Annotated in this window: 17 protein-coding genes, 1 tRNA gene and 3 pseudogenes; 10 read left to right on the plus strand and 11 right to left on the minus strand. The window is 72.4% G+C overall.

The window, feature by feature from the left end:
• Window positions 1-127: 127 nt before the first annotated feature.
• Window positions 128-1,228, plus strand: a pseudogene (locus tag DSM104329_RS29075) (phosphoribulokinase); the annotation flags it as partial.
• Here DSM104329_RS29075 and DSM104329_RS29080 read toward each other — a convergent pair.
• From DSM104329_RS29080 to DSM104329_RS28880, 7 genes are all read right to left on the minus strand, one after another.
• Complete coding sequence (locus tag DSM104329_RS29080) at window positions 1,124-1,804, minus strand: transposase (RefSeq protein ID WP_407655908.1); 681 nt, start codon at window positions 1,802-1,804, stop codon at window positions 1,124-1,126. The pseudogene DSM104329_RS29075 and the gene DSM104329_RS29080 sit on opposite strands and share 105 nt — an antisense overlap.
• A gap of 254 nt (window positions 1,805-2,058) precedes the next feature.
• Window positions 2,059-3,528, minus strand: a complete 1,470-nt coding sequence (locus tag DSM104329_RS12275) for a tyrosine-type recombinase/integrase (protein WP_259315734.1) — start codon at window positions 3,526-3,528, stop codon at window positions 2,059-2,061.
• Window positions 3,529-3,550: 22 nt separating this feature from the next.
• A complete protein-coding gene (locus tag DSM104329_RS12280) occupies window positions 3,551-3,877 on the minus strand; it encodes a helix-turn-helix domain-containing protein (RefSeq protein ID WP_259315735.1) in 327 nt (108 codons plus the stop codon).
• A gap of 285 nt (window positions 3,878-4,162) precedes the next feature.
• A tRNA-Gly gene (locus tag DSM104329_RS12285) sits at window positions 4,163-4,236 on the minus strand.
• Between the two features lie 52 nt (window positions 4,237-4,288).
• Window positions 4,289-5,533 (minus strand): CoA transferase, encoded by a 1,245-nt coding sequence (locus DSM104329_RS12290; protein WP_259315736.1) that lies wholly within the window; start codon window positions 5,531-5,533, stop codon window positions 4,289-4,291.
• Window positions 5,530-6,522 (minus strand): MaoC family dehydratase, encoded by a 993-nt coding sequence (locus DSM104329_RS12295; protein WP_259315737.1) that lies wholly within the window; start codon window positions 6,520-6,522, stop codon window positions 5,530-5,532. The genes DSM104329_RS12290 and DSM104329_RS12295 overlap by 4 nt, the downstream gene beginning before the upstream one ends.
• A gap of 178 nt (window positions 6,523-6,700) precedes the next feature.
• Window positions 6,701-8,152: an IPT/TIG domain-containing protein gene (locus DSM104329_RS28880; protein WP_268738867.1), complete on the minus strand. Its 1,452-nt coding sequence runs from the start codon at window positions 8,150-8,152 to the stop codon at window positions 6,701-6,703.
• A gap of 96 nt (window positions 8,153-8,248) precedes the next feature.
• Here DSM104329_RS28880 and DSM104329_RS12305 point away from each other — a divergent pair, with 96 nt between their 5' ends.
• Window positions 8,249-8,917, plus strand: coding sequence for an HAD family hydrolase (locus DSM104329_RS12305; RefSeq protein WP_259315738.1), 669 nt, complete (start codon window positions 8,249-8,251; stop codon window positions 8,915-8,917).
• Here DSM104329_RS12305 and DSM104329_RS12310 read toward each other — a convergent pair.
• Window positions 8,914-9,846: a VOC family protein gene (locus tag DSM104329_RS12310; protein WP_259315739.1), complete on the minus strand. Its 933-nt coding sequence runs from the start codon at window positions 9,844-9,846 to the stop codon at window positions 8,914-8,916. The genes DSM104329_RS12305 and DSM104329_RS12310 overlap by 4 nt on opposite strands.
• 164 nt (window positions 9,847-10,010) lie before the next feature.
• Between DSM104329_RS12310 and DSM104329_RS12315 the strand changes: the two genes are divergently transcribed.
• Entirely contained in the window at window positions 10,011-10,343 is a 333-nt protein-coding gene (locus DSM104329_RS12315) for an EthD family reductase (RefSeq protein ID WP_259315740.1), read from the plus strand.
• 12 nt (window positions 10,344-10,355) lie between these two features.
• Here DSM104329_RS12315 and DSM104329_RS12320 read toward each other — a convergent pair whose 3' ends face one another.
• The gene (locus DSM104329_RS12320; RefSeq protein ID WP_259315741.1) at window positions 10,356-12,038 is read right to left on the minus strand and encodes a metallophosphoesterase; all 1,683 of its coding nucleotides are present in this window, start codon (window positions 12,036-12,038) and stop codon (window positions 10,356-10,358) included.
• 184 nt (window positions 12,039-12,222) lie between these two features.
• Here DSM104329_RS12320 and DSM104329_RS12325 point away from each other — a divergent pair.
• The 6 genes and pseudogenes from DSM104329_RS12325 to DSM104329_RS12350 form a co-directional block, all read left to right on the plus strand.
• Window positions 12,223-12,387, plus strand: a pseudogene (locus DSM104329_RS12325) (PepSY domain-containing protein); the annotation flags it as partial.
• Between the two features lie 66 nt (window positions 12,388-12,453).
• Window positions 12,454-13,125, plus strand: coding sequence for a response regulator transcription factor (locus DSM104329_RS12330; protein WP_259315742.1), 672 nt, complete (start codon window positions 12,454-12,456; stop codon window positions 13,123-13,125).
• Entirely contained in the window at window positions 13,122-14,618 is a 1,497-nt protein-coding gene (locus DSM104329_RS12335; RefSeq protein ID WP_259315743.1) for a sensor histidine kinase, read from the plus strand. Before DSM104329_RS12330 ends, DSM104329_RS12335 begins: the two co-directional genes overlap by 4 nt.
• 386 nt (window positions 14,619-15,004) lie before the next feature.
• Entirely contained in the window at window positions 15,005-15,169 is a 165-nt protein-coding gene (locus DSM104329_RS12340; protein ID WP_259315744.1) for a hypothetical protein, read from the plus strand.
• 235 nt (window positions 15,170-15,404) lie between these two features.
• Window positions 15,405-17,411, plus strand: a complete 2,007-nt coding sequence (locus DSM104329_RS12345) for a molybdopterin-containing oxidoreductase family protein (protein ID WP_259315745.1) — start codon at window positions 15,405-15,407, stop codon at window positions 17,409-17,411.
• Complete coding sequence (locus DSM104329_RS12350) at window positions 17,408-17,812, plus strand: cupin domain-containing protein (protein WP_259315746.1); 405 nt, start codon at window positions 17,408-17,410, stop codon at window positions 17,810-17,812. The genes DSM104329_RS12345 and DSM104329_RS12350 overlap by 4 nt, the downstream gene beginning before the upstream one ends.
• A 248-nt stretch (window positions 17,813-18,060) precedes the next feature.
• Here DSM104329_RS12350 and DSM104329_RS29085 read toward each other — a convergent pair whose 3' ends face one another.
• Together DSM104329_RS29085 and DSM104329_RS12355 are read right to left on the minus strand one after the other, a co-directional pair.
• Window positions 18,061-18,504: an ester cyclase gene (locus DSM104329_RS29085; protein ID WP_407655909.1), complete on the minus strand. Its 444-nt coding sequence runs from the start codon at window positions 18,502-18,504 to the stop codon at window positions 18,061-18,063.
• A 16-nt stretch (window positions 18,505-18,520) separates the two neighbouring features.
• Window positions 18,521-19,689, minus strand: a pseudogene (locus tag DSM104329_RS12355) (IS3 family transposase).
• A gap of 185 nt (window positions 19,690-19,874) precedes the next feature.
• On the opposite strand from DSM104329_RS12355, the gene DSM104329_RS12360 reads away from it, so the two are divergent.
• Window positions 19,875-20,930: an alpha/beta fold hydrolase gene (locus tag DSM104329_RS12360; protein WP_259315747.1), complete on the plus strand. Its 1,056-nt coding sequence runs from the start codon at window positions 19,875-19,877 to the stop codon at window positions 20,928-20,930.
• Window positions 20,931-21,011 lie beyond the last annotated feature (81 nt).

The raw sequence follows: 21,011 nt of genomic DNA on the forward strand, positions 1-21,011 counted from the left end.
CCAGCGTCGTACTGGTCGGTCGCAGTGAGCGGCGAGCGAGGATATGCCCCGCCGCCCCGCCCCGCCGCGCGCGGCGCCATCATGGGCTGAGTCGGTGCCGCACTCTGTGCGTGGGGCGTAACGGGCGGTGCCTCGTCCGATCGTTCTCGGCGTCGTTGGGGACTCGGGAGCCGGGAAGACGACGCTCACGCGGGGGCTGATCCGAGTGCTCGGCGAGGAGCACGTGGCGCGCCTGAACGCCGATGACTACCACCGCTACGACCGCCGGATGCGGCGCGAGATGGGCATCACGCCGCTGCACCCGGAGTGCAATCACCTCGACATCCTCACCCAGCACCTGCTGCACCTGCGTCGCGGCGAGTCGGTGCTCAAGCCGGTCTACGATCACCGCGATGGGACGTTGCGGCCGCCGTCATATCTGCGGCCGGCGCGCTTCTTGTGCGTCGAGGGTCTGCTCACCTTCCACACGGAGACTCTGCGCAGCGCCCACGACGTGCGGGTGTTCCTTGCGCCCCCTGAGGAGCTGCGACGGGGCTGGAAGCTCACGCGCGACTGCACGCGGCGCCAGTACACGACCGACGAGGTGCTGCGCGAGCTCGACCGGCGCGAGGCGGACGCGATCGCCTACATCACGCCGCAGCGCGCGTACGCCGACCTCATCGTGACGTTCACCGCGAGCCGCAGCGCCGACCCGTCGCACCTCGACGCCGACGTGCTGCTGCGCGACTCCCTTGAGCATCCCGATCTGTCCCCGTTGCTCGACGTCGACCACGGTGGGGTGGCCCTCGTCCGGCGCGAGCGCGACCTACTGCTACGCATCCCCGGTGACCTCACCGACGAGCAGACGGTCGGCTTGGAGGAGTCCGTCTGGGACCGGATGAGCTTCGCCAGCCACTTGCGCGCCCGGCGGCTCGGCGAGTTCACCGTCGGTACGAGCCTGCGGCGCTCGAACTCGCTGGCGCTCGTGCAGCTCATCGTGCTTACCACCTGGTTACGGCGCGGGCCACGGTGGCGCTCGGCGGCCACCCCGTGCGCACCGAGTGGGGCGCCGACATGTCCGCGCCTCACGCATAGGGGCACCCCTATAGGTTGGCGGTCTCCCATGGCCGTCACTCTCACCCAGCTACACGCCTTCCTGGCCGTCGCGCGGTGCGGCTCGGTGACCGCGGCCGCCGCCGAACTGGTGGTCACCCAGCCGTCGGTGTCGGCTGCCGTCGCAGCGCTCGAGCGCGAGGTCGGCGGCGTCGAGGAACAGCGCGACGAGTCGGATGTCGTAGAGGTCGCGGCGCTTGAACTGCTCGAAGCGGTCGCGCAGCTCGGTGCAGATCCGCGACGCGGTGGCCTTCGAGACGCTCCCCGGGCCGGCCTCCTCGCAGAGCGACTCGACGTCGCGCATCGACAACCCGCGCACGAACGCGCCGACGACCAGCGCCTTGAGCGGCTCGGTCCGCAACAGCTTGGTGCCGCGCGGAAACAGTCGCGAGACGAACGGCGCGGCGGCCTCGCGGACCTGCGGGATCTCGACCGACAGCTCGCCCTCGGCCGTCTGCAGCGTCCGCGCCCGGAACCCGTTGCGCATGCCCGCCTCGAGGTCGGACCGGCGCTCGTATCGGGCGCTGCCCAGCCACGCGTCGAACTCCTCCTCGACCGCGCGCTGGATGATCAACCGCGCGCCGAGCTTGGCCAGCTGCGACAACGCCTCGCGCGGGTCCTCGCCAACCCCGACGGCCAGCAGCTGGTCGATCTGAGCTTCGAGCTCCGCCGACGGCGGTACGGTGCGTCTCACGGCGTAGGCCTCCTTCATCGTCTGCCAGGACTTGAGGGAACCTACGCCGCCTCATCGACGGCACCCGCGCGCTATTTACAGCGGCTCTGAGACGCCACCAAGATGGACCAGGCGGCTATCGCTTTCGCGTGAAGGGGCAGCGCACGGGCCGGTATTCGCGACCCGTGGGGCACCATGGCGGCGAGCAGCCGGGGGGCTGCCCGAAGCCGTCCTGCGCCCGTTAGCCTCGGCTCGCCGTGCAGTCTGCGCTCATCGCTGCTTCTGGGGCCTCATCAAAGCGACGTTGCTCGCTGGCGTCCGGCGTGTCGTCCGGCGAGCACCGAGAATGCCTCGTCGATGTCGCAGCCAAGCACGGCTTCGAGCGTGCTCAGTCCGTCATGACTGAGGTCGAGCACCTGCTGGTACACGCTCATCGTGAACTTGGCGTCCGTATGGCCGAGGAGGTACATCGCGCGACGGGGCGGGATCCCGATCTCGGCGAGGATCGACGCGAAGGTCCGTCTCAGGGTGTGCGGGGTGCAGCGCGGAATGGGCGAGCCGTTGGCGTTCGCGATGGAGACGATCTTGTCGACTACATGCGTGCGGACGTTGTCGGGGGTTTGGGGCGTGCCGTTGCGTGTCTCGAAGACACGGCGACCCGGGTGCGGCGGATGTCGTTCGTAATGAGCGATGAGCGCGTCGTGAACGAACGGCAGCATCGGGATGACGCGCTCGCCGGCGTTGGTCTTCGTGATGTCGCGGGTGATGCTGACGCGTCGAGCGTGGAGGTTGACGTGCTCGCCTTCTCGTAGACCGCAGAGCTCGTCGATGCGCACGCCCGTGCCGATGAGTACGGCCCAGATCGCGTGGCGCGGCACGTCGTTGCGCCGCCGCGCCGGCTGGTCGACCCAGAGTTCCCGACGGCGGATCTTGCGGATCAGCGTGTCGCTGACTCGATAACGCGCGGCGAGTCGCGTGTGGGGTTCGTGCGACTCTCGTATCGCTAGGACGTCCTCCCAGTCGAGGCCTCGCTGCTCGCGCTCAGCGGTCGCCGCGGCGCAGAGAACCGCTTGGATCTGCTTGACCTGAAGGGAGCTCCGATTCGGGGGCTCGGGGCGGACCATCGAGTGACGGTCCACAGGCTGGTTCGCGATGATCTGGCGGCGGCGCGCGTCCTCGAGCACCATGCGGACGGCGCTGACCACCTTGTTGATCGAGCTGTTGGACAGGCCCTTGCGGCGGCGTTGATAGGTCCGACCCGCGCTCGGGACGTACACGGTCTGCATGAGCGGTGCGCCCATTGCTGCTGCGGTTTCGATCTCGTCGCGTTCGGTCAGCAGTGCGGTGACCATGTCGTCGATCGCCGCCGCGTCGACGCTGCCGACGGGGAGGTCACCAATGTGCCCGATTGCCGCGCCGAGCCGCCAGCGCAGTGCCTGCTTGGACTTCTCGGAGTCCATGCGCTTGCAGCGGGCCGCGTAGAAGCGCGATGCGAAGACGGCGAACGTGTCCTGCTCGTCGGGTTGCGGTGTCGGGTCAGCGGTCGCTTGGGGCGTTGCGGGGCGCGGCGGGGTCCATTCGCCGCGCTCGAGGAGCGTCGCGACGAGTGCTCGTTCGCGCTCGACGCGTTGCTCGTTCCAGCCTTCCCATGTCGTACCGAGCGCGATGAAGTGCCTGACGCCCTGGTACGTGACCCGGAGGGCGAACCGGGTCCCGCGCTTCTGCTCGCGGCGCACGACCGAACACGTGGCGGGACGCGCCATCAGCTGCGACCTTCGCGGCGGCTCAGGAGCCGCGGGCGGAAAGCATCTGGACGTCGCCGGGCGGCGTTCGCGGCCGGCGGGACGCTGCGGCCGGGACGGAGGCGGGGCCAGCGGGATGCGCGCGCTGCAGTCGTTCCCGGACGGCCGCCAGGTCGAAGCGGATGGGCGCGTTGCGGCCGTCGCCGAGTTTGAAGCCGCCGAGCTCGCGCCAGCGCGCGTACACCCAGGACCGCTCCACCTGAAGCTCGCGCGCCAGCTGCTCGACCGTCACGAGGCCGAGCCCTCGGCCGGTCAGCCGTGCGGCGACCTGCTGGGCGATCGCGTCGATGTCGTCGGAATCCAGCGTCACATCGTCTGGACGGCACGCGGCGGCCCAGGCCCGACGGGTCTGGACGAGTATCGGAGCGGGCCAAGTCGGAGCCGTGCTGCGTGGCGGTGAGCGATGCGGGGCGCACGCTGCTGATAGCCGCGTGAAGGGCGATCTTCGCCGCCCCTGATCCACTGGACGCCAAGCACCTCGCAGAAGGGTTTTGGCACAGTTTTGGCACTGAACCCCGGGAGGCCATTTGCGGACGGGTTCCCGCCACCCTCTTCGGGAACGCGAAAGCCCCGCATTTGCGGGGCTTTCGTGCGAAGCGGCTGAAGGGACTCGAACCCTCGACCTTCTGCATGGCAAGCAGACGCTCTAGCCAACTGAGCTACAGCCGCAGGCGCAGGCCATGATAGCCGCCCCGCCCGCGAGGGGCTCACCAGCGCGCAGTCAGGGCCCGGCGGACGCGGGCGAGCGGTCAGGTCCCGCGACGACGCCGTCGTCGTGCAGTCGCCCGATCTCGTGCGGGTCCAGGCCCAGCACGTCGGCGAGGACCTCCTCGGTGTGCTCGCCCAGGAGGGGGGCGCGGCTGACGGGGACCCGGTCGACCGCGGTGAAGTCCAGTGGGGAGGCGGGCATGAGGTAGCGGCCGACGCCGGGGTGCTCGACCTCGGAGAACATCGGGTTCGCGGTCGAGCAGCGGGGGTCCTCGTCGACGAGCTGACCAAAGGTCTGGTAGGGGCCCCAGGACACGCTGGTGCCGGCGAAGGTCTCGCGGATCGTGGCGAGCTCGCGCGAGGCGAACCAGGGGCGCAGGAGCGCGGCGATGAGGTCGCGCGCCTCGAAGCGGCCGCTCTCGGTGGCGAGGTCGTGGCCGGTGACCTGCTCGATGCTGCGGCAGGCCTCCTCGATGCCGGTGACGTCGACGAGCGCCTTCCATTGGCGGGGGGTGAGGGCGACGACCATCACGCGGCGACCGTCGCGGGTCTCGAAGTCGTGGCCGAACGCGCCGTAGAGGTAGTTGCCGTCCTTGGGCTGGTCGCGGCCGCCGAGCTGGGCCTCGGCGATGCGGCCGAGGTTGCCGACCATGGCGAACGCGACGTCCGAGAGGGAGAGCCGCACGAGGGTGCCGTTGCCGGTCAGGCGACGATGGCGCTCGGCCGCCAGCAGCCCGGTCGTCGCCAGCGTCCCCATCGCGATGCCCCATGCCGGCAGGACGCTGTTGAGCGGCTCCGCGAGGTTGCGCGGCCCGGTCGCCCACGGAAAGCCGGTCGCCGGGTTGACGGTGTAGTCGACCTCGCTGGTGCCGTCGGGGTTGCCGGCCAGCGCGACCATGATCAGGTCGTCGCGCCCCGCACGCAGCGCGTCGTAGTCGAGCCAGCCCCGTGCGGGGAAGTTCGTCAGGAACAGCCCGGACTCGTCGCCCGGCGCGGTCACGAGGCGGGTGACGAGCTCGCGGCCCTCCGGACGGCGCAGGTCGACCTGCACAGATCGCTTGCCCTTGTTCAGGCCGGCCCAGAACAGGCTCTGGCCGTCAGCCGCCAGCGGCCAGCGCACGCGGTCCAGCCCCCCGCCGATCTGGTCGAAGCGGATGACCTCCGCACCGAGCTGCGCCAGGGTCATCCCGCCCAGGGGCGCCGCGACGAACGCGGAGCCCTCGACGACCCGCAGCCCCGACAGGATCCCCGGGCTCACGCCATCACCCCGACCAGGCGCCAGTCGAGGACCTCGGCGGCCTCGTCGGGCGACCGCAGCGCGCGCACCAGCACCCGCAGATGGACGAGCCCGCCGCCGGCCGTCAGCGGCTCACGCGCAGTGAGCTCGACCGAACTGCGCAGCGTGTCGCCCTCGAACACGGGCCCGAGATGGTCGCAGCCCTCCCAGGCGACGATCGTGACGAGGTTCGGCAGCGCCCGGCACAGGTGGGAGGCGGCGATGCCGATCGTGTGGCCGCCGTACACGAGCCGCCGGCCGCCACCGGCGACGGCGTCATGGTGCGCCACGGCGACGTTCAGCGTCATGCGCGCGAGCTCGGGCGCGCAGCTGACCACGTCGCCGCCCTCGACGGCCCAGCGCGCCGGCGCCGACAACTGCGCGAAGTGCGCGCCGTCCGGCATCGCGGCGCGAAACGCATCGAGATCCCAGCCGGCCGTGACCGCCTCCAGCGCCTCGCCCGACAGCCCCGTGCCGACGGCGTCGACGTCGTCGGCACGGCCGGTCGGCTCGCACCCCTCCGACAGCGGCAGCATCGCGCAGCGCCAGAAGTCGAGTACCGGGCGGTCGTCCTGGTCGACCGTGGTCACGCGCAGCACGGCGAGACCCGTCGGCGCGCGACCCTCGCGGCGCCGGTTCTCGCGCAGCGCCTCCACGGTCGTCGTCGTCCGAAGCGTGTCGCCGAGCAGCACCGGCCGCCGGAGCACGAGCCCGCGGTAGAACAGGTTGCCGATGACCCGCTGCGTCAACCACGTCGACTGGCCGATCGCCATGTCGCACACCAGCGACGGATGCGCCAGCGGCCGCTCGGCCCCCAGCACCCGCCGGCTCAATCCGGCGTCCAAGGACAGCCGCAGGCGATCACCGAGGATCGCCTGGTGCAGGGCGGCGTGCCCGTCGGTCAGCGTGATGGCCGGCGCATCGACCACACGATCGCCGACCTCCAGATCATCGAAATAGGGCCCGGCCACGGAACCGGCCGAGGGCGTTGAGAGGTCTGCGGACATTGCCCTCGAGGGTACGAGAGCGCCGGCGGCGATCAGTGTGTCGTCGGCCCGGGCGACCGGATCGTGCCCGCAGCCTGTCGGTGATCAGGTCGCGAAGGGAGCGCGGCGCCCGCACGGAGGCGAGCGCCGCGCGCACCGTGCGTCAGCGGCGGTAGGCCCTGAGCCGCAGGTTGACGCGGTCGCCCGCAAGCAGGCGCGTGCCCGGCGGGATCGACTGCCGGCGCACCAGGACGCGGCGCCTGGGCACCGAGCGCGGCCCGGTCACGGCGCCGACCGCACAGTCCGCGGCGCGCAGGAGCCGGGTCGCGGTGCCCAGCGAGACCCGCTTGACGTCGGGCACCGTGCAGGTGCCGGGCGCCGGTGGCGGGGTGGGGGCAGGCGTCGGGGTCGGAGTGGGCGTGGGGGTGGGGGTGGGCGCCGGCGGTGCGGTGTACGTGTAGACCGCGCCGGGCGCGATGGCGCTGAGCAGGCCGGTCACGCCGAGCACCCGCACGTTGACCGTGCCGGCGACGCCGACCGGGACGACCGCCGTGATCGTGCTGAAGCCGCGGATGGCGAAACGCGGCGCCGCGACCCCCCCGAAGTACACCTGCCGCGACTGCGCGAAGTACGAGCCGGTGAGCGTGACGACCTGGCCGCCCGTCGTCGGGCCGGTGTTCGGCGACACGGTCGCGAGGATCGGCGGCACGATGACCGGAGGGGTGCTCGGCGTGTAGGTCAGCGTCACGCTCGGCCTGGCCGACGACCACGCCGTCGTGACGCCGGTCGCGCTCGGCGTCACGTAGCTGGCGCCGCCGCCACCGCCCCCTCCACCGCCGCTCGGGGCCGAGCCGCCGCCGGAGCCGCCGCCGCCGCCGTTGTAGCCGCCGCCGGCGCCGCCGCCGCCGGCGACCGTGCCGTCGGTCGAGCCGCCGATGCCGCCGCCGTTGGCTCCGGCCGCGCCGGCGCCGGACTGGGCGTCGCTCGCCTCGCCGCCGTCGCCCCCGTTGCCGAGAACGCCGTTGAAGCCCGACTGCGAGCCGCCGCCGCCCTGACCGCCGCCGTTCGTCGTACCGGGGCCGCCGCCCGTGCTCGGCGTGCCGACCGCGCCCGCGCCCGCCTCGTCGGAGTCGCCGCCGTCGCCGCCCGACGCGGAGCCACCGGCCCCGCCGCCGCCGCCCGCGACGAGCAGGCGGGTCTGGAGCGGGTTGACGCCGCCCTTGCAGATCGTGACGGTGGCCGAGCAGGTGCGCACGTCGGTCGCGCCGCCCCCGCCGCCGCCGCCCAGACCGCGCCCGCTGCCCCCGTTGCCGCCGACCTCGATGTAGAGGACCTCGCCGGGCGAGACCGGGATGGTGGCGGTGACGCTGCGCCCCTGGCCGCCCCCCTGCACGAGCCCGCCGCCCCCGGTGACCGCGTTGCCGCCGGCGCCGCCGATGGCGGTGAAGGTCACGCTGGAGACGTTCGCGGGGACCGTGAAGGTGGACTCGCCGACGTTCGTGAACGTCTGCGTCGACTGGGCGCGCGCGCCGCCGGCGGAGGCCAGCAGCGCGACGGCGGCGGCCGCTGTGGCGAGCAGCAGGCCGCGGGGGAGGGACCGCGAAAGCGCGAGCATGCGGCGACTATCGCACAGGTGGGACCCGTGCGTCCGGTTTTCTGAGCGGTCGCCCACCGCGGTGAAGACCGTGGTCTTGCCTAGAGTGCCGCCGGCATGATCGACGCGGTCGTCTTCGATCTCGACGGGGTGCTCATCGAGTCCGAGCAGCGGTGGGACGCCGCCCGGCGTGCCGTGGTCGCCGAGGCCGGGCGCCCGTTCCCGGACGGGGCGACCCGCGCGATGCAGGGCATGAGCGCGCCCGAGTGGCAGGCGTACCTGCACGACGAACTCGGGGTGCCGGAGGCGCCGGAGCAGATCGGTCGGGCGGTCGTCGACGAGATCGTGCGCGGCTACCGCGACGACCTGCCGCTGCTTCCCGGGGCGACCGATGCGGTCCGCGCCCTCGCGGGGCGCTGGACGCTCGCCGTCGCGTCATCGGCCAACGCGGAGCTCATCGACCTCGTGCTCGAGCTCGCGGGCCTGGGCGGCGACTTCGCCGCCACCGTCTCCAGCGAGGAGGTCGCGCGCGGCAAGCCGGCGCCGGACGTCTACCTCGAGGCGGCGCGCCGGGTCGGCGCCCGGCCCGGCCGGTGCATCGCGATCGAGGACTCGTCGAACGGCCTGCGCTCCGCCGCGGCGGCCGGCATGGTCGTCGTCGCGGTGCCCAACCGCGACTACCCGCCGGATCCGGACGCGCTCGCGCTCGCCGCGGCGTCCGTCGGCGGGGTGGCCGAGGTGACGCCGCGGCTCATCGCCGGGCTCGACCCGGAGGCCCGCGGTTAGGACGTCTCCGCCGGGCGCGGGTTGGGCAGCGGCGTCAGCGTGCGCTCGATCTGCTCGCGACGGCTCTCGAGGAACGGCGGCAGCGCGACGCTCTCGCCCAGGCGCGCCGCGTCCTCGTCGACGTCGAAGCCGGGGCCGCGGGTGGCGATCTCGAACAGGACGCCGGACGGCTCGCGGAAGTAGACGGAGCGGAAGTAGAAGCGGTCGATGACCGGGGTGGGGCGGACCGCGGGCGTGCGCTGCAGCAGCTGCTGCCACGGCTCGATCTCGTCGAGCGCCGCCGACCACGCGACGTGGTGGACCGTGCCCGCGCCCTGCAGCCCGTGCTGCTCGGGCGCTGGGTCGTAGGTGTACGTGCCGCCGCGCTGTTCGCCGCGGGCCTCGAACCGGCGGCCGCCGTCGTCGGTCGCGCGGAAGTTCAGGACCTCGGTCAGCAGCTGCGCGCTGCGCTCGGGGCGGTCGTTGTAGGCGCGGACGCCGTCGAAGCCCCGCAGCGCGACCTCCGGTGCGACCTCGGGATGCTCGGCGATGAGCGCCGCATCCGCGACGTCGGCGACGACGAGCTCGTGGGCGAGGCCCTCCCGGTCGGCGAAGCGCAGGCGGTCGCCGTCGCGCTCGGTGACGATGCCCTCGTCGCCGAGGCGGGCGGCCCAGAAGTCGAGCGCGGCGGCGTCGGCGACGCGCCAGCCGATCTGGTGGACCATGCCGGCGCCGGCCCGGCCGCGGGGGCTGCCCGGGTACTCGAAGAACGTCATGTCGGCGCCGGGCGAGCCCTGCTCGTCGGCGTAGAAGAGGTGGTAGACGCTCGGGTCGTCCTGGTTGACGGTCTTCTTGACGAGCCGCAGCCCGAGCACGCGCGCGTAGAAGTCGACGTTGCGCGGCGCGTCGCCCGTGATGGCGGTGATGTGGTGGATGCCCTCGAACTGCACGGTCGCCTCCCGGGATGCGCTGGTGAGCCAAAGTAGTTGCACAAGCAACTATAGCGTGGGAACTGTCGAATTTCCAGTCGCTCCCGGGCCGGCCGGTCCGGGAGCCGGCGGCCCGGGGATAGCGTCGCGGAAGCCGCAGCGCAACCGACCGAGAGGAGCGAGCGGTGTACAAGATCTTCGCCTACTGGGGCGCACCCAAGCCCGAGGACGTCGACGCGTTCGAGGAGCACTACCTCAACGTGCACTGCCCGATCGCGGCGTCCGTGCCCGGGATCCGGCGGCTCATCCTCACGCGCGCCGAGGGCTTCGAGGGCGCCGACGGACTGCACTATCGCGTCGCCGAGCTGGGCTGGGACAGCAAGGAGGCGCTCGACGAGTGCGAGCAGTCCGAGGAGTGGGCCGCGCTGCGCGCCGACGCCGGGCAGATGGTCGAGCGCTTCGGCGTCACGCTCGAGAACGAGATGGGCGAGGAGGTCAACGCGCTCGTCGCCCGGTAGGGGGCGCCCGCCTCAGTGGCAGGTCCCGCTGCCGCTGTCGGTGAACGTCGTGCCGGTGGCGTTCGGCACGGGCAGGAACGACCAGTCGTATCCCGCGGGGTGCAGCGTGAGCGCGAGGACGCCGAACGTCCCCGCGCCCCGCGCCTCGCTGTTGGGCCTGGGCGTGCCGAACGCGTAGAAGCCGACGCCGCCGGTGCCGACGACGAACTCGCGGATGCCGGCGGCGGGATCGGCGGCGCCCGACGGATCCTGCGGCGCGAAGCGCTCGTACAGGTGGTCGTGGCCGGCGAGCAGCAGGTCGGCGCCGCCGTCGTACAGCGCCTGGAAGAGCGGCGCGACGGCGTTGCTGTTGCCGTGCGGGCCGGAGCCGAAGCGCGGCGTGTGGAACATGGCGAGCGTGCACGCGGCGGGGTTCGCGGCGAGATCCGCGCGCAGCCACCGCTCCTGGGCCGAGCCGGCCGTGCAGGCGATGTCGCTGCAGTTGGAGTTCAGTGAGATGACGTGCCACGGGCCGGCGTCGAAGCTGTAGTAGCCGTCGGCGCGGTTGCCGGCGGGGCCCTCCACGCGGCCGGCGCCGTTGAAGTAGTCGAAGTACCCGGCGGCGCCCGGGGTGTTGTACTCGTGGTTGCCGATCGCAGGGTGGGTGATCGCGCGGAAGCGCCCCCAGCTCAGGTCGTAGGAGCCGGCGTACTGCTCGGCGCTGCCGTCGGGGTACTGCAGGTCGCCGACCGTGAGGACCGCGAGCGGGTGCGCCGCCTCCACGAGCGCGGCGGTCGCCTTCTGACGGCAGTGGTCGGGCGTGCCCTCGCCGCCGTTGAAGTTGCGGTTGAGCGGGTCGCACGCGATGTCGCCGGCGGCGACGATCACCGGCGGCGAGCGGTCGGCGCGCTCGCAGTCGCCGGCCAGCTTGTCGCCCGGGTCCGCCTTCGTGGCCGACTCGACCCCGGCGCCGCACTTGATCGTGTCGGTCGCCGTGCCGTCGCGCGAGTCGAGGTCGTCGCTGCCCGGTCCGCCGCTGAGGCGGTCGGTGCCCAGGCCGCCGACCAGGGCGTCGTCGCCGTAGCCGCCGCTGAGCACGTTGTCCGCCCGGTTGCCGGTGAGCCGGTCGTCGCCCGTGCCGCCGACGACGTCCTCGACGTCGGCACCGACGTCGTCGCCCTCGCCGGCCTCGCCGTCGTCGGCCATGGTGCCGATCGTGACCGTGAGCGGCGCGGTCCGATCGGCGTAGTCGGCCTCGTCGATCCCGGCGCCGCCGGTCATCGTGTCCGCGCCGCCGCCGCCGGTGAGCTCGTCGTCCTTCGGGCCGCCCGTGAGGGTGTCGTCGCCGGCGCCCCCGCGCAAGCGTGCGGGGAGGTTCGCCGTGACCGTCGCGCGGTCGTCGAGGTCGGCCGCGTCGATCGTCACGCTGACGATGCCGGCGGCCGGGCAGCGGACCTCGTGCGTGTCCCCGGCGACGGCGGTGCAGCCGGCCCGGGCCCGGACCGTCGAGCCCTCGTCGCGGACGACGAGCGCACCGCGGGCGGGGCCGGCGACCGTGATGGCGTTCGCGTTGCCCGCCCCCGCGATCACCGCGAGCTTGCCGGAGTCCACGCGCACGACTGTCGCCCCCGCGGCGCAGGCCTGATCGGCGCCGATGAGCGCGGCGGCGGCCACGGCCGTCCCGATGACCCCGCCCAGGCGCCGCCGTGCGCGCATCGAGGGCAACCATAGAGCGCCCGGCGGCCGCCGCGGGAACGTCCACCGCGGCGCGAGGAGAGGCGACGACGGGAATCGAACCGGTGTACACGGCTTTGCAGTCGCAGCCGGCGAGTTGCTACCCATCCCGTAGGACCGGCCGGCGTTCGGCGTCCGGCGCGGGTGTGGAGACAAGGTCACCGAGCGGGAGGCGATCGCCGCGGCGCGGACCAAGGCGCAGGGTCCACTGAACGAGGTGGACCTCGAGCACCGGCAGGGCCGGCTGGTCTGGAACGTCGACGTCGGCTCCAGCGACGTGAAGGTCGACGCCGCGACCGGGCGGGTGCTGGCGGTCGATCAGGACGACTGAGGGCATCGGCCGGCCGCTGCGCCACGTGGAGGCCGGCCGCCCTCCGGTGCGTAGCCTGACGCTGTCATGCGGCTCCTCGTCGCCGAGGACGATCCGAAGCTCGCCGCTGCCCTCGCACGCGGCCTGCGCGCCGACGGCTACGCGGTCGACGTGGCCGCGACCGGCGACGAGGCGCTCTTCGCGGCCAACGTCTACGACTACGACGCCGTGGTCCTCGACGTCATGCTCCCGGGACCCGACGGCGTCGAGGTCTGCCGCGCGCTGCGCGAGGGCGGCCGGTGGTCGCCGGTCCTCATGCTCACGGCGCGCGACGGCATCCGCGACCGCATTCGCGGGCTCGACGCCGGCGCCGACGACTACCTCGTCAAGCCCTTCGACTTCGGTGAGCTCGTCGCACGGATCCGGGCGCTGCTGCGGCGCGGGGCGCCGGAGCGGCCGGCGGTCCTCGTCGAGGGGGACCTCGAGCTCGATCCGGCCGCGCGCTGGGTGACGATGCGCGGCCGGCCGGTCGAGCTCACGGCGCGCGAGTTCGCGCTCCTGGAGTACCTGATCCGCCATGCGGGCGACGTCGTCAGCCGGTCGGAGCTGCTCGAGCACGTCTGGGACCAGCACTACGAGGGGTCCACCAACGTCATCGACGTCTACGTCGGCTACCTGCGGCGCAAGCTCGGCGAGCCGCCGCAGCCGCGGCTGCTGCGCACGATCCGCGGCGCGGGATACGTGCTGCAGGCACCATGAGCGTGCCGATCCGCGTCCGGCTGACCGCGTGGTATCTGCTCGTCCTCACGCTCGTGCTGGTCGCCCTCGGGACGTTCGTCGTCGTGCGGCTGCGCGAGAGCCTGACGGCCGAGCTCGATCGCTCGCTGAACCTGGCGGCGACCCAGATCGCATCCGGGTACCGGTCCGAGGGCGCCAAGGACTTCCATGACGTGGCACGCACGGTGCTGCCGGCGCCCGGCACCCGCGGCTCGAGCACCCAGGTGCTGAGCCCGGGCGGCACCGTGCGGCTGTCAGACGGCGACCCGATGGCGCGGGTCGCCCTGGTCGACGCCGTCGCGGTCCGTGCGGCGCTGCGGGGCACGAGCGTGGCGCAGACGCGCGCGCACCCTGCGGCGGGGTCGCTGCGTCTGGTCGCCGTGCCGGTCACGCGCCGCGGGCGGCGAGGCGTCGTGGTGGTCTCCGCGTCGCTGCAGACCATCGACCAGTCGGTCCATCGCGTCCTGAAGCTGCTGGTGGTCGGCGGCGCCGGCGCCCTGGCGTTGGTCGCCGTCGGCGGGTGGTGGCTGGCGCGCAAGGCTCTGGCGCCGGTCGAGCGCATCACCACGCACGCCGAGCGCATCGACGCCGACGACCTCTCGGACCGCGTGACGGTCCCGCGCGCACGCGACGAGCTCGGCCACCTGGCGCGCACGCTCAACGCGATGCTCGACCGCGTGCAGGAAGGGGTGCTGGCCCGCGAGCGGCTCGTCGCCGACGCGTCGCACGAGTTGCGGGCGCCGCTGGCCGCGATGCGCGCCGAGCTGGACGTCAGCCTGCGCCACGACGAGCTCGACGACGCCGCGCGACGGGTCCTGGAGAGCACGCGCGACGAGGTGGTGCGCATGAGCCGGACGGTCGACGACCTTCTGTTGCTCGCGCGCGTGGACGCCGGGCGTCTCGAGGTGCTGCACGAGCCGGTCGATCTGCTGGCGATCGCGCACGCCGGCGCCCGCGATCACGCGGCGGCCGCGCGGGAAGCCGGCGTTGCCCTGGTGGTCACCGGCGATCGGGCCGGGGCGCTCGGCGACGCCGCCCGGCTGCGCCAGGTCGTCGGCAATCTCGTCGACAACGCCATCCGCTACTCGCCGCCGGGCAGCGCGGTGCGCGTCGAGGTGTGGGCGACGTCAGCGGAGGCGGGCGTGACCGTCGCGGACGAGGGGCCCGGGGTGCCCGAAGATCTGCGCGAGCGCGTGTTCGAGCGCTTCGCGCGCGCCGAGGCCGCACGGCCACGGCAGGCCGGCGCCGGCCTCGGCCTGGCGATCTGCCGCGAGATCGCCGTGGCCCACGCCGGGCGCATCTGGATCGAGGACCGCCGGCCGCACGGCAGCGCGCTCGTCGTCGCATTGCCCCGCGTCGCACCCCCGGACGAGTGGGCCGAGGAGCGTCACGGGCGTCGGACGTTGACGAGCTCGGCGCTCTCGCGCGGACCTCGGACCGAGCCCTCGAACACCTCGCCGATCCCGCGGACGTAGACCTTGGCGTCGCGGACCCGGGGCTCGAGTCGCGACCACTCGCGGCGTCCGTAACGCACCACGAAAGCGCCCATAGGGCACGGCGATGACGGCGTTCAGGCTCATGACACGGAACTGGTCCTCCGCGTGGCCCTTGAGGTACTCCTGGCGATGATGCTCGCCGACGCGCGGGCGCGCCGGCATGAAGAGCCCCGGGCGCCTCCCGACTCGGACCCATCACGGCCGGTCTTTTCGGTGGCGATCGGCGAGGGGAGCGCCGCCGGCCTGGCTCGGCCGGCGAGGGAAGGTCTCGGGAAGGCGCGGCACGGAGCATCGCAGCCAACCGAGCACACGCAACCCAGGAGCTCCACGCCATGTATGCCCGCCGACCCACCAGCCATCAGCAGATGACCGCGCCGATCGCGTCGCCCAGCGGCGACGTCCTACGCGACGCGCAGGGCTACGAGTGGACCGCGGCGGACTTCGCCCTCGCGGCAGACCGGGCCGTCGCCCACCTGACGCGCCAGGTACTTCCGGCGTTCGATGCCTCGGACCCGCGCCGCGGCGTCTGACCCCGCAGACGCCAGCACCGCCGCCCGCACCATCGAGAGATCGCCATGCTTCCCGCCAACCAGTACGTCATCCGCTTCGCCGCCGTTCGAGGACGAACAACCGGGCGGCGTGATCCGCGCCAACCACGAGATCGCCGCGGGCTGACCGGCGTCACTTCCTCGCGCGACAGGCGGTGACCACGAGGCCTGGAGCCGAACGCCGACCCCCGCGGCTCGAAGGCGTACGATCGCCATCATGGCCGCCCGGATCGTGCGTGCCGCCTGTCCGCATGACTGTCCCGACACGTGCGCGATGCGCGTGACCGTCGAGGACGGGCGCGCGACGCGCGTCGTCGGCGATCCCGAGCATCCGGTCACGCGTGGCTTTCTGTGCGGCAAGGTGTCGAACTACCTGGAGCGGGTGTACTCGCTGGAGCGGATCCTGCATCCGCTTGTGCGCGAGGACGGCGGCTTGCGTCGCGCGTCGTGGGACGAGGCGCTGGATTGCGCGGCGACGGCGCTGCGGCGGGCGCGCGACGAGCACGGGGGCGAGTCGATCGTGCCGTACTCGTACATGGGCACGCAGGGCCTGATCCAGGGCGATCTCATGAGCGCGCGGCTGATGAACGCGCTGGGGGCGAGCAACCTCGTGCGCACGGTCTGCGCCACTGCGGGTTACACGGGGACGGCGATGGCGCACGGCGTCTCGCCGGAGGTCGATCCGGAGGAGTGGCCGAATGCCCGCTTTCTGTTGGTGTGGGGCTGGAACCCGATGTCGACCGCGCCGCATCTTTGGCGGCGGCTGCTCGACGCGCGGGCGGCCGGGGCGCGCCTGGTCGTGGTCGACCCGTTTCGCAGCCGTACCGCCCGGGTCGCCGACGAGCATCTGCGTCCGCGGCCGGGGACCGACGCGGCGCTGGCGATCGGCATGATGCGCGCGATCGTCGATGCCGGCCTGCAGGACGAGGAGTTCTGTCGCACGCATGCCGATGGCTATGACGAGCTGCTGGCCGGGCTCGACCGCTATCCGGTTGATCGCTGGGCCGGGATCTGCGGGGTGGACGCGGAGGCGGTCGCCGCCGTCGGCCGGGCGTTCGCCACGACGCGCCCGGCGCTGCTGCGGCTCGGGGTCGGTGCGCAGCGGCACATGGGTGCTGTGCAGGCCTACGCGACGATCGCGTCGTTGGCGACGCTCACGGGGGCTTGGCGCGATCGCGGTGGCGGCTGCTCGTACATCCCGCTGGCCACGACGGGGGCGTTGCGCAGCGGCGCGCTCGTTCGTGCGGACTTGCGGCCCGGGCCGGTGCGCGACGTCAACATGGCGCAGCTGGGCCGGGCGCTGACCGACCGGGCGCTTGACCCGCCGGTCAAGGCGCTGGTCGTCTGGAACTCGAACCCGGCGGTCATCGCGCCCGACCAGGGCGGGGTGCTGGCGGGGCTGGCCCGCGACGATCTGTTCGTGCTGGTCCTCGAGCAGTTCGTGACCGATACGGCGCGTCACGCCGATGTCGTGCTGCCCGCGACGACCGCGCTCGAGCACCGCGACGTGCTCTTCTCGTGGGGTCATCACTACGTGACGTTCAACGAGCCGGCGATCGCGCCGCTGGGCGAGGCGATGCCGAACACCGAGATCTTCCGCCTGCTGGCGGCGCGCCTGGGCTTCGACGACCCGTGCCTGCGCGAGTCCGACGAGCAGCTGCTCGACGCGCTCCTGGCGACCGGCCCGTCCTTGCCGGGGCTGCGCGAGCGCGGCTGGGCGAAGGTCGATCTCGGGCAGGGCGCCGTGCCGCACGCCGACGGCCGGTTCGGGACCGCGAGCGGCCGGGCGAAGCTGCACGCGAGCTACGTCGCGCCGGTCGAGGTCGCCGACGCCGCGCTCGCGCAGCGCTACCCGCTGGCGCTGATCACGCCCAAGACGCACCTGTTCCTGAACTCGACGTTCGCCAACCAGGAGCGCCAGCGGTCGGCGCAGTCGCTGCCGATGGTGGTGATCAACCCTGCCGATGCGAGGCGGCGCGAGATCGAGGATGGCGGTTGGGTGCGCGTGTTCAACGATCGCGGCTCATTTCGCTGCGTGGCACGGGTGTCCGATGACGCTGCGGCCGGCGTCGTCGTCGCGCCGATGGGCTGGTGGAACTGCGACTACGCGGACGGGCTGAGCGCGCAGGCGACGACGTCGCAGGCGCTGACCGAGCTGGGCGCGGCGCCGACGTTCAACGACAACCGGGTCGACGTGGCGCCTGACGTGGGGGGTGGCAGATGAGCTCCAGGCCGGCCGGCGGCTACTCGATCGCGGCACGCGAGGACGCGCTGGACTTCATGGCCCAGTACCCGGGCTACGGCGAGCAGCGGTGGTACAGCGACGCGCTCGGGACCGAGCAGGTGTCCTTCAGCTGGCGGCGCATGCTCCCGGGGACCGGCGGGCGCGGCAGCTACGGCCACCGCCACCCGGGCCAGGAGGAGGTCTTCTTCGTGATCTCGGGCACGGTCACGTTCAAGGTCGGCGATGACGTGTTCGAGGCCGGCCCGCAGACCGCGGTGCGCATGACCGGCGAGGAGTTCTACTCCGTCCACAACGACACCGACGCCGAGGCGCAGCTGCTGATCTTCTCGACTCGCGACGCGGCGGCCGGCACGGAGAAGCATGATGGGTTCTGGCCCTGAGCGCCATGCGCGGCGCGGTGCATTCTGCGCGTCCGGGCTAGTGGTCTGATCCCGCGACTTGCTGGCGTGTGCGCGATGGTGATGAACTCTCCATCGCGCGCACCCACAACAACCTCGCGGCCCGCCATGAGGTCGGTGATGTCCTCTTCGTCAAGGACGATCGGCCGATCCTCGCGACCCATGGTGTCCGGGGCGGGCAGGCTCAGGTCACGCGTCGCGTCGGGGATCACGGCTGGCGGTCGCCCCGACTAGCCACTATCGGACCTCATCGAAGGTGGGGGGCTGAGGACCGGCTCGGGTACGGCGGAGCGTTCTGATAGGGCGGTGAGGTCCGAGTACTCGGTGTGTGAGTCGACCAGCTGTCCGGCCAGGAGCCGCGTGATCGAGCTGCCGGCAAAGCAGGGCGTGCGGTCACCGGCGTCCCGCGCGGCGGCGGCTGTGGTGGTCGCGTGCCAACGCGTCGCGACACGGTCTTCCTCGGCGATCTGGTCTTCGATCTTGATGTGTAGACCGGGATGGGCGCGACGGCGGCCCGAGACGAGCCGGCGCACACCCTGTGCGGCGCCGGCGCTCGCGTCGCTGGGTGACGCCGGGCGGGCGGCGCAGGTTGCCGGCCAGTGTGGTGCGATCGCCTTGGCCGAGCGATCTGTTGTCCAAGGACCGGACTGGAGTTCCCCCGCTTCTTCGGACAGTCGGGGGCTTTCGTCGTTAGTCGTTGATTTTGTTGGTCATGGTCATCGTCTCGAACTGCGCTGGGGAGAGGTAGCCGAGGGTCGAGTGGCGTCTGGTGGTGTTGTAGAAGGCCTCGATGTACTCGAAGATCTCGCTGATCAGCTCGCGGCGCGCAGGCCACGAGCGACGGTGGACGAGTTCCTTCTTCAGGGTGGCGAAGAAGGTCTCGGCCACGGCGTTGTCCCAGCAGTCGCCGCGTGAGCCCATCGAGCGGGCGATGCCGGCTTTGGCGCAGATCTGGCCGAAGCCCAGCGACACGAACTGCGACCCCTTGGTCGCTGTGATGAATCAGGCCGGGCTCGGGCCGCCGACGGGCCAGCGCCATCTGAAGCGCGTCAACGACGAGCTCGGTGCGCATGTGGTCGGCCATCGACCAGCCGACGATGCGGCGGCTGTAGGCGTCTTGGACGGCGGCGAGATAGAGCCAGCCCTCCCACGTCTTCAGATACGTCGGATCGGCGACCCAGAGCACGTCCGGCGCGTCGGGTCGGAAGTTGCGCTCGACGAGGTCGTCGGCGACCCGCACGCCCGGCACCCGGACGGTGGTGCGACCACGCTTGCGCTCGACCAGCCCGGAGATGCCGGCCTCGCGCATGAGCCGCTCGACGCGCTTGCGCGCGACCTTGATGCCGAATGCATGCGTAGCTCGGCGTGGATGCGCGGCGATCGGTAGACCTTGCGGTTCTGCTTTCAGATCCCGCGGATGCGCTCGGTCAACCATGCATCCGAGAGCTCACGATCAGACGGCGCGCCGCCAGCCCAGGCGTAGTAGCCCGACCGCGACACGCCGAGCAGCCGGCAGGCGATGGAGACCGGGGTTCGGGCCTTCTCCGCCACAATCCGATAGGCCGTCACCGGGTCCCGCTCTCCGTCGCGAAGAAGGCCGCGGCTCGCTTGAGCAGATCACGCTCTTGGCGCAGCCGCTGGTTCTCGCGACGGAGCTTGACCAGTTCGGCGCGTTCATCGGTCGTTAGGCCGTCATCGCGCTCACGGCGATCGATCTGCTCCTGGCGGCGCCAATTCCTGAGCGTCTGCTCCGACACCCCGAGGCTCTCCGACAGCTCTCTGGGGGTGCGGCCGGCGCGCAGCAGCTCGACCGCTTCTCGGCGGAACTCGGGCGGGTAGGCGGGACGGGTTCTCGGCATCGACAGACACAACCTTTCGCGGCCTGCAGTCCGCAAGCCATCAGGTGTCCGTCAAAGCGGGGGAACTCCACGTCCCTGGGCACCGCCGGTCTATGCCAGCAACCGCGCGCGAGCGACGGGCGGCGGCTCCACGGGGGCGCCGAATTCAACTAGGCTCGCGCCGGGCGGATGCGATGAGCAGACCGATGCTTCGGGGCGGGTCGCTGGGGGCCGTGTTTTCGGTTCTGGCCGGCCTCGCGGTGACGATGGTGCTCGTTGCGCCGGTCGCTGCCGATGGCGCGACGCGAATCGGGACAAGCTCGCCTTCGACGCCCAACCGCGCGGCTCGCGGGAACTTCGCTGGCTTGATCAAGATTCGCGGCGGGCGCAGGGTCTACCTCGAGTGCCGCGGCAGCGGACGCCCGACGGTCGTACTCGAATCGGGGCTGGGCAACGCCGCCGATGTCTGGGGCGGCGCCTTCCTCTCCGCAAACGATCCCGGTGCCGACCCGCAGCGGGCCGTGTTTCCTTCCGTCGCACGGTTCACCCGTGTATGCGCCTACGACCGCCCGGGGACGGGCCGGCTCGATCCGCGCACCGATCGGTTCAAGCCGAGCCGCAGCGACCCCGTCGCGATGCCGCGGACCGCGCTCGACATCGCGCGCGATCTGCACGCGCTGCTGCGAAAGGCTCGGCGAGCGGCCGGCATCCGCGGTCCCTACGTACTCGTCGGCCACTCCATCGGCGGGCTGACACAGCGCCTCCACGCCACCGTGTATCCCCGAAACATCGCTGGACTCGTCCTCGTCGACGCGACGCCGGATCGCTATGGCGCGGTCCTCGCGATGCTGGCGGCGAACGGGCTGCTGACGCCGGAGCAATACGCCGCCGTGGCCGCCGCGCCCCCTCCGCCAGGACTCGAGAGCTACCCGGACCTCGAGCGGCTTGACATCGATGCCAGCGGCGCCCAGACGCGCCAGGCACAGGCCGACACGCCGCTGCGTCCGATGAAGCTGGTCTTCCTCTCGCTGGCGAGCCTGGACCTGCCCCCCGACTGGCAGCGCGAGGCGGTCCAGGCGGTGAAGCAGGTGTATGAGGCGGCGCAGGACGAGCTCGCCAAGCTCGTACCGGGCGCCCGCCACGTCATCGCCGCGAATAGCGGCCACTACATCCAACTCGACCAACCCAAGCTCGTGGTCGATGCGATCCGCCGGGTGGTCGACGAAACACGCAACCACGCACAACCGAACAGCAGCAGATAGAGCGATCGCGAGCCGGTGGCTCGGTCTGTCGCCGCTGCCGGACTTGCCTCGAGCGGTAGCGAGCGCCGATGTCACAAGATC

Origin of the sequence: Capillimicrobium parvum, from assembly GCF_021172045.1 — a bacterium.
Taxonomy (GTDB): domain Bacteria; phylum Actinomycetota; class Thermoleophilia; order Solirubrobacterales; family Solirubrobacteraceae; genus Capillimicrobium; species Capillimicrobium parvum.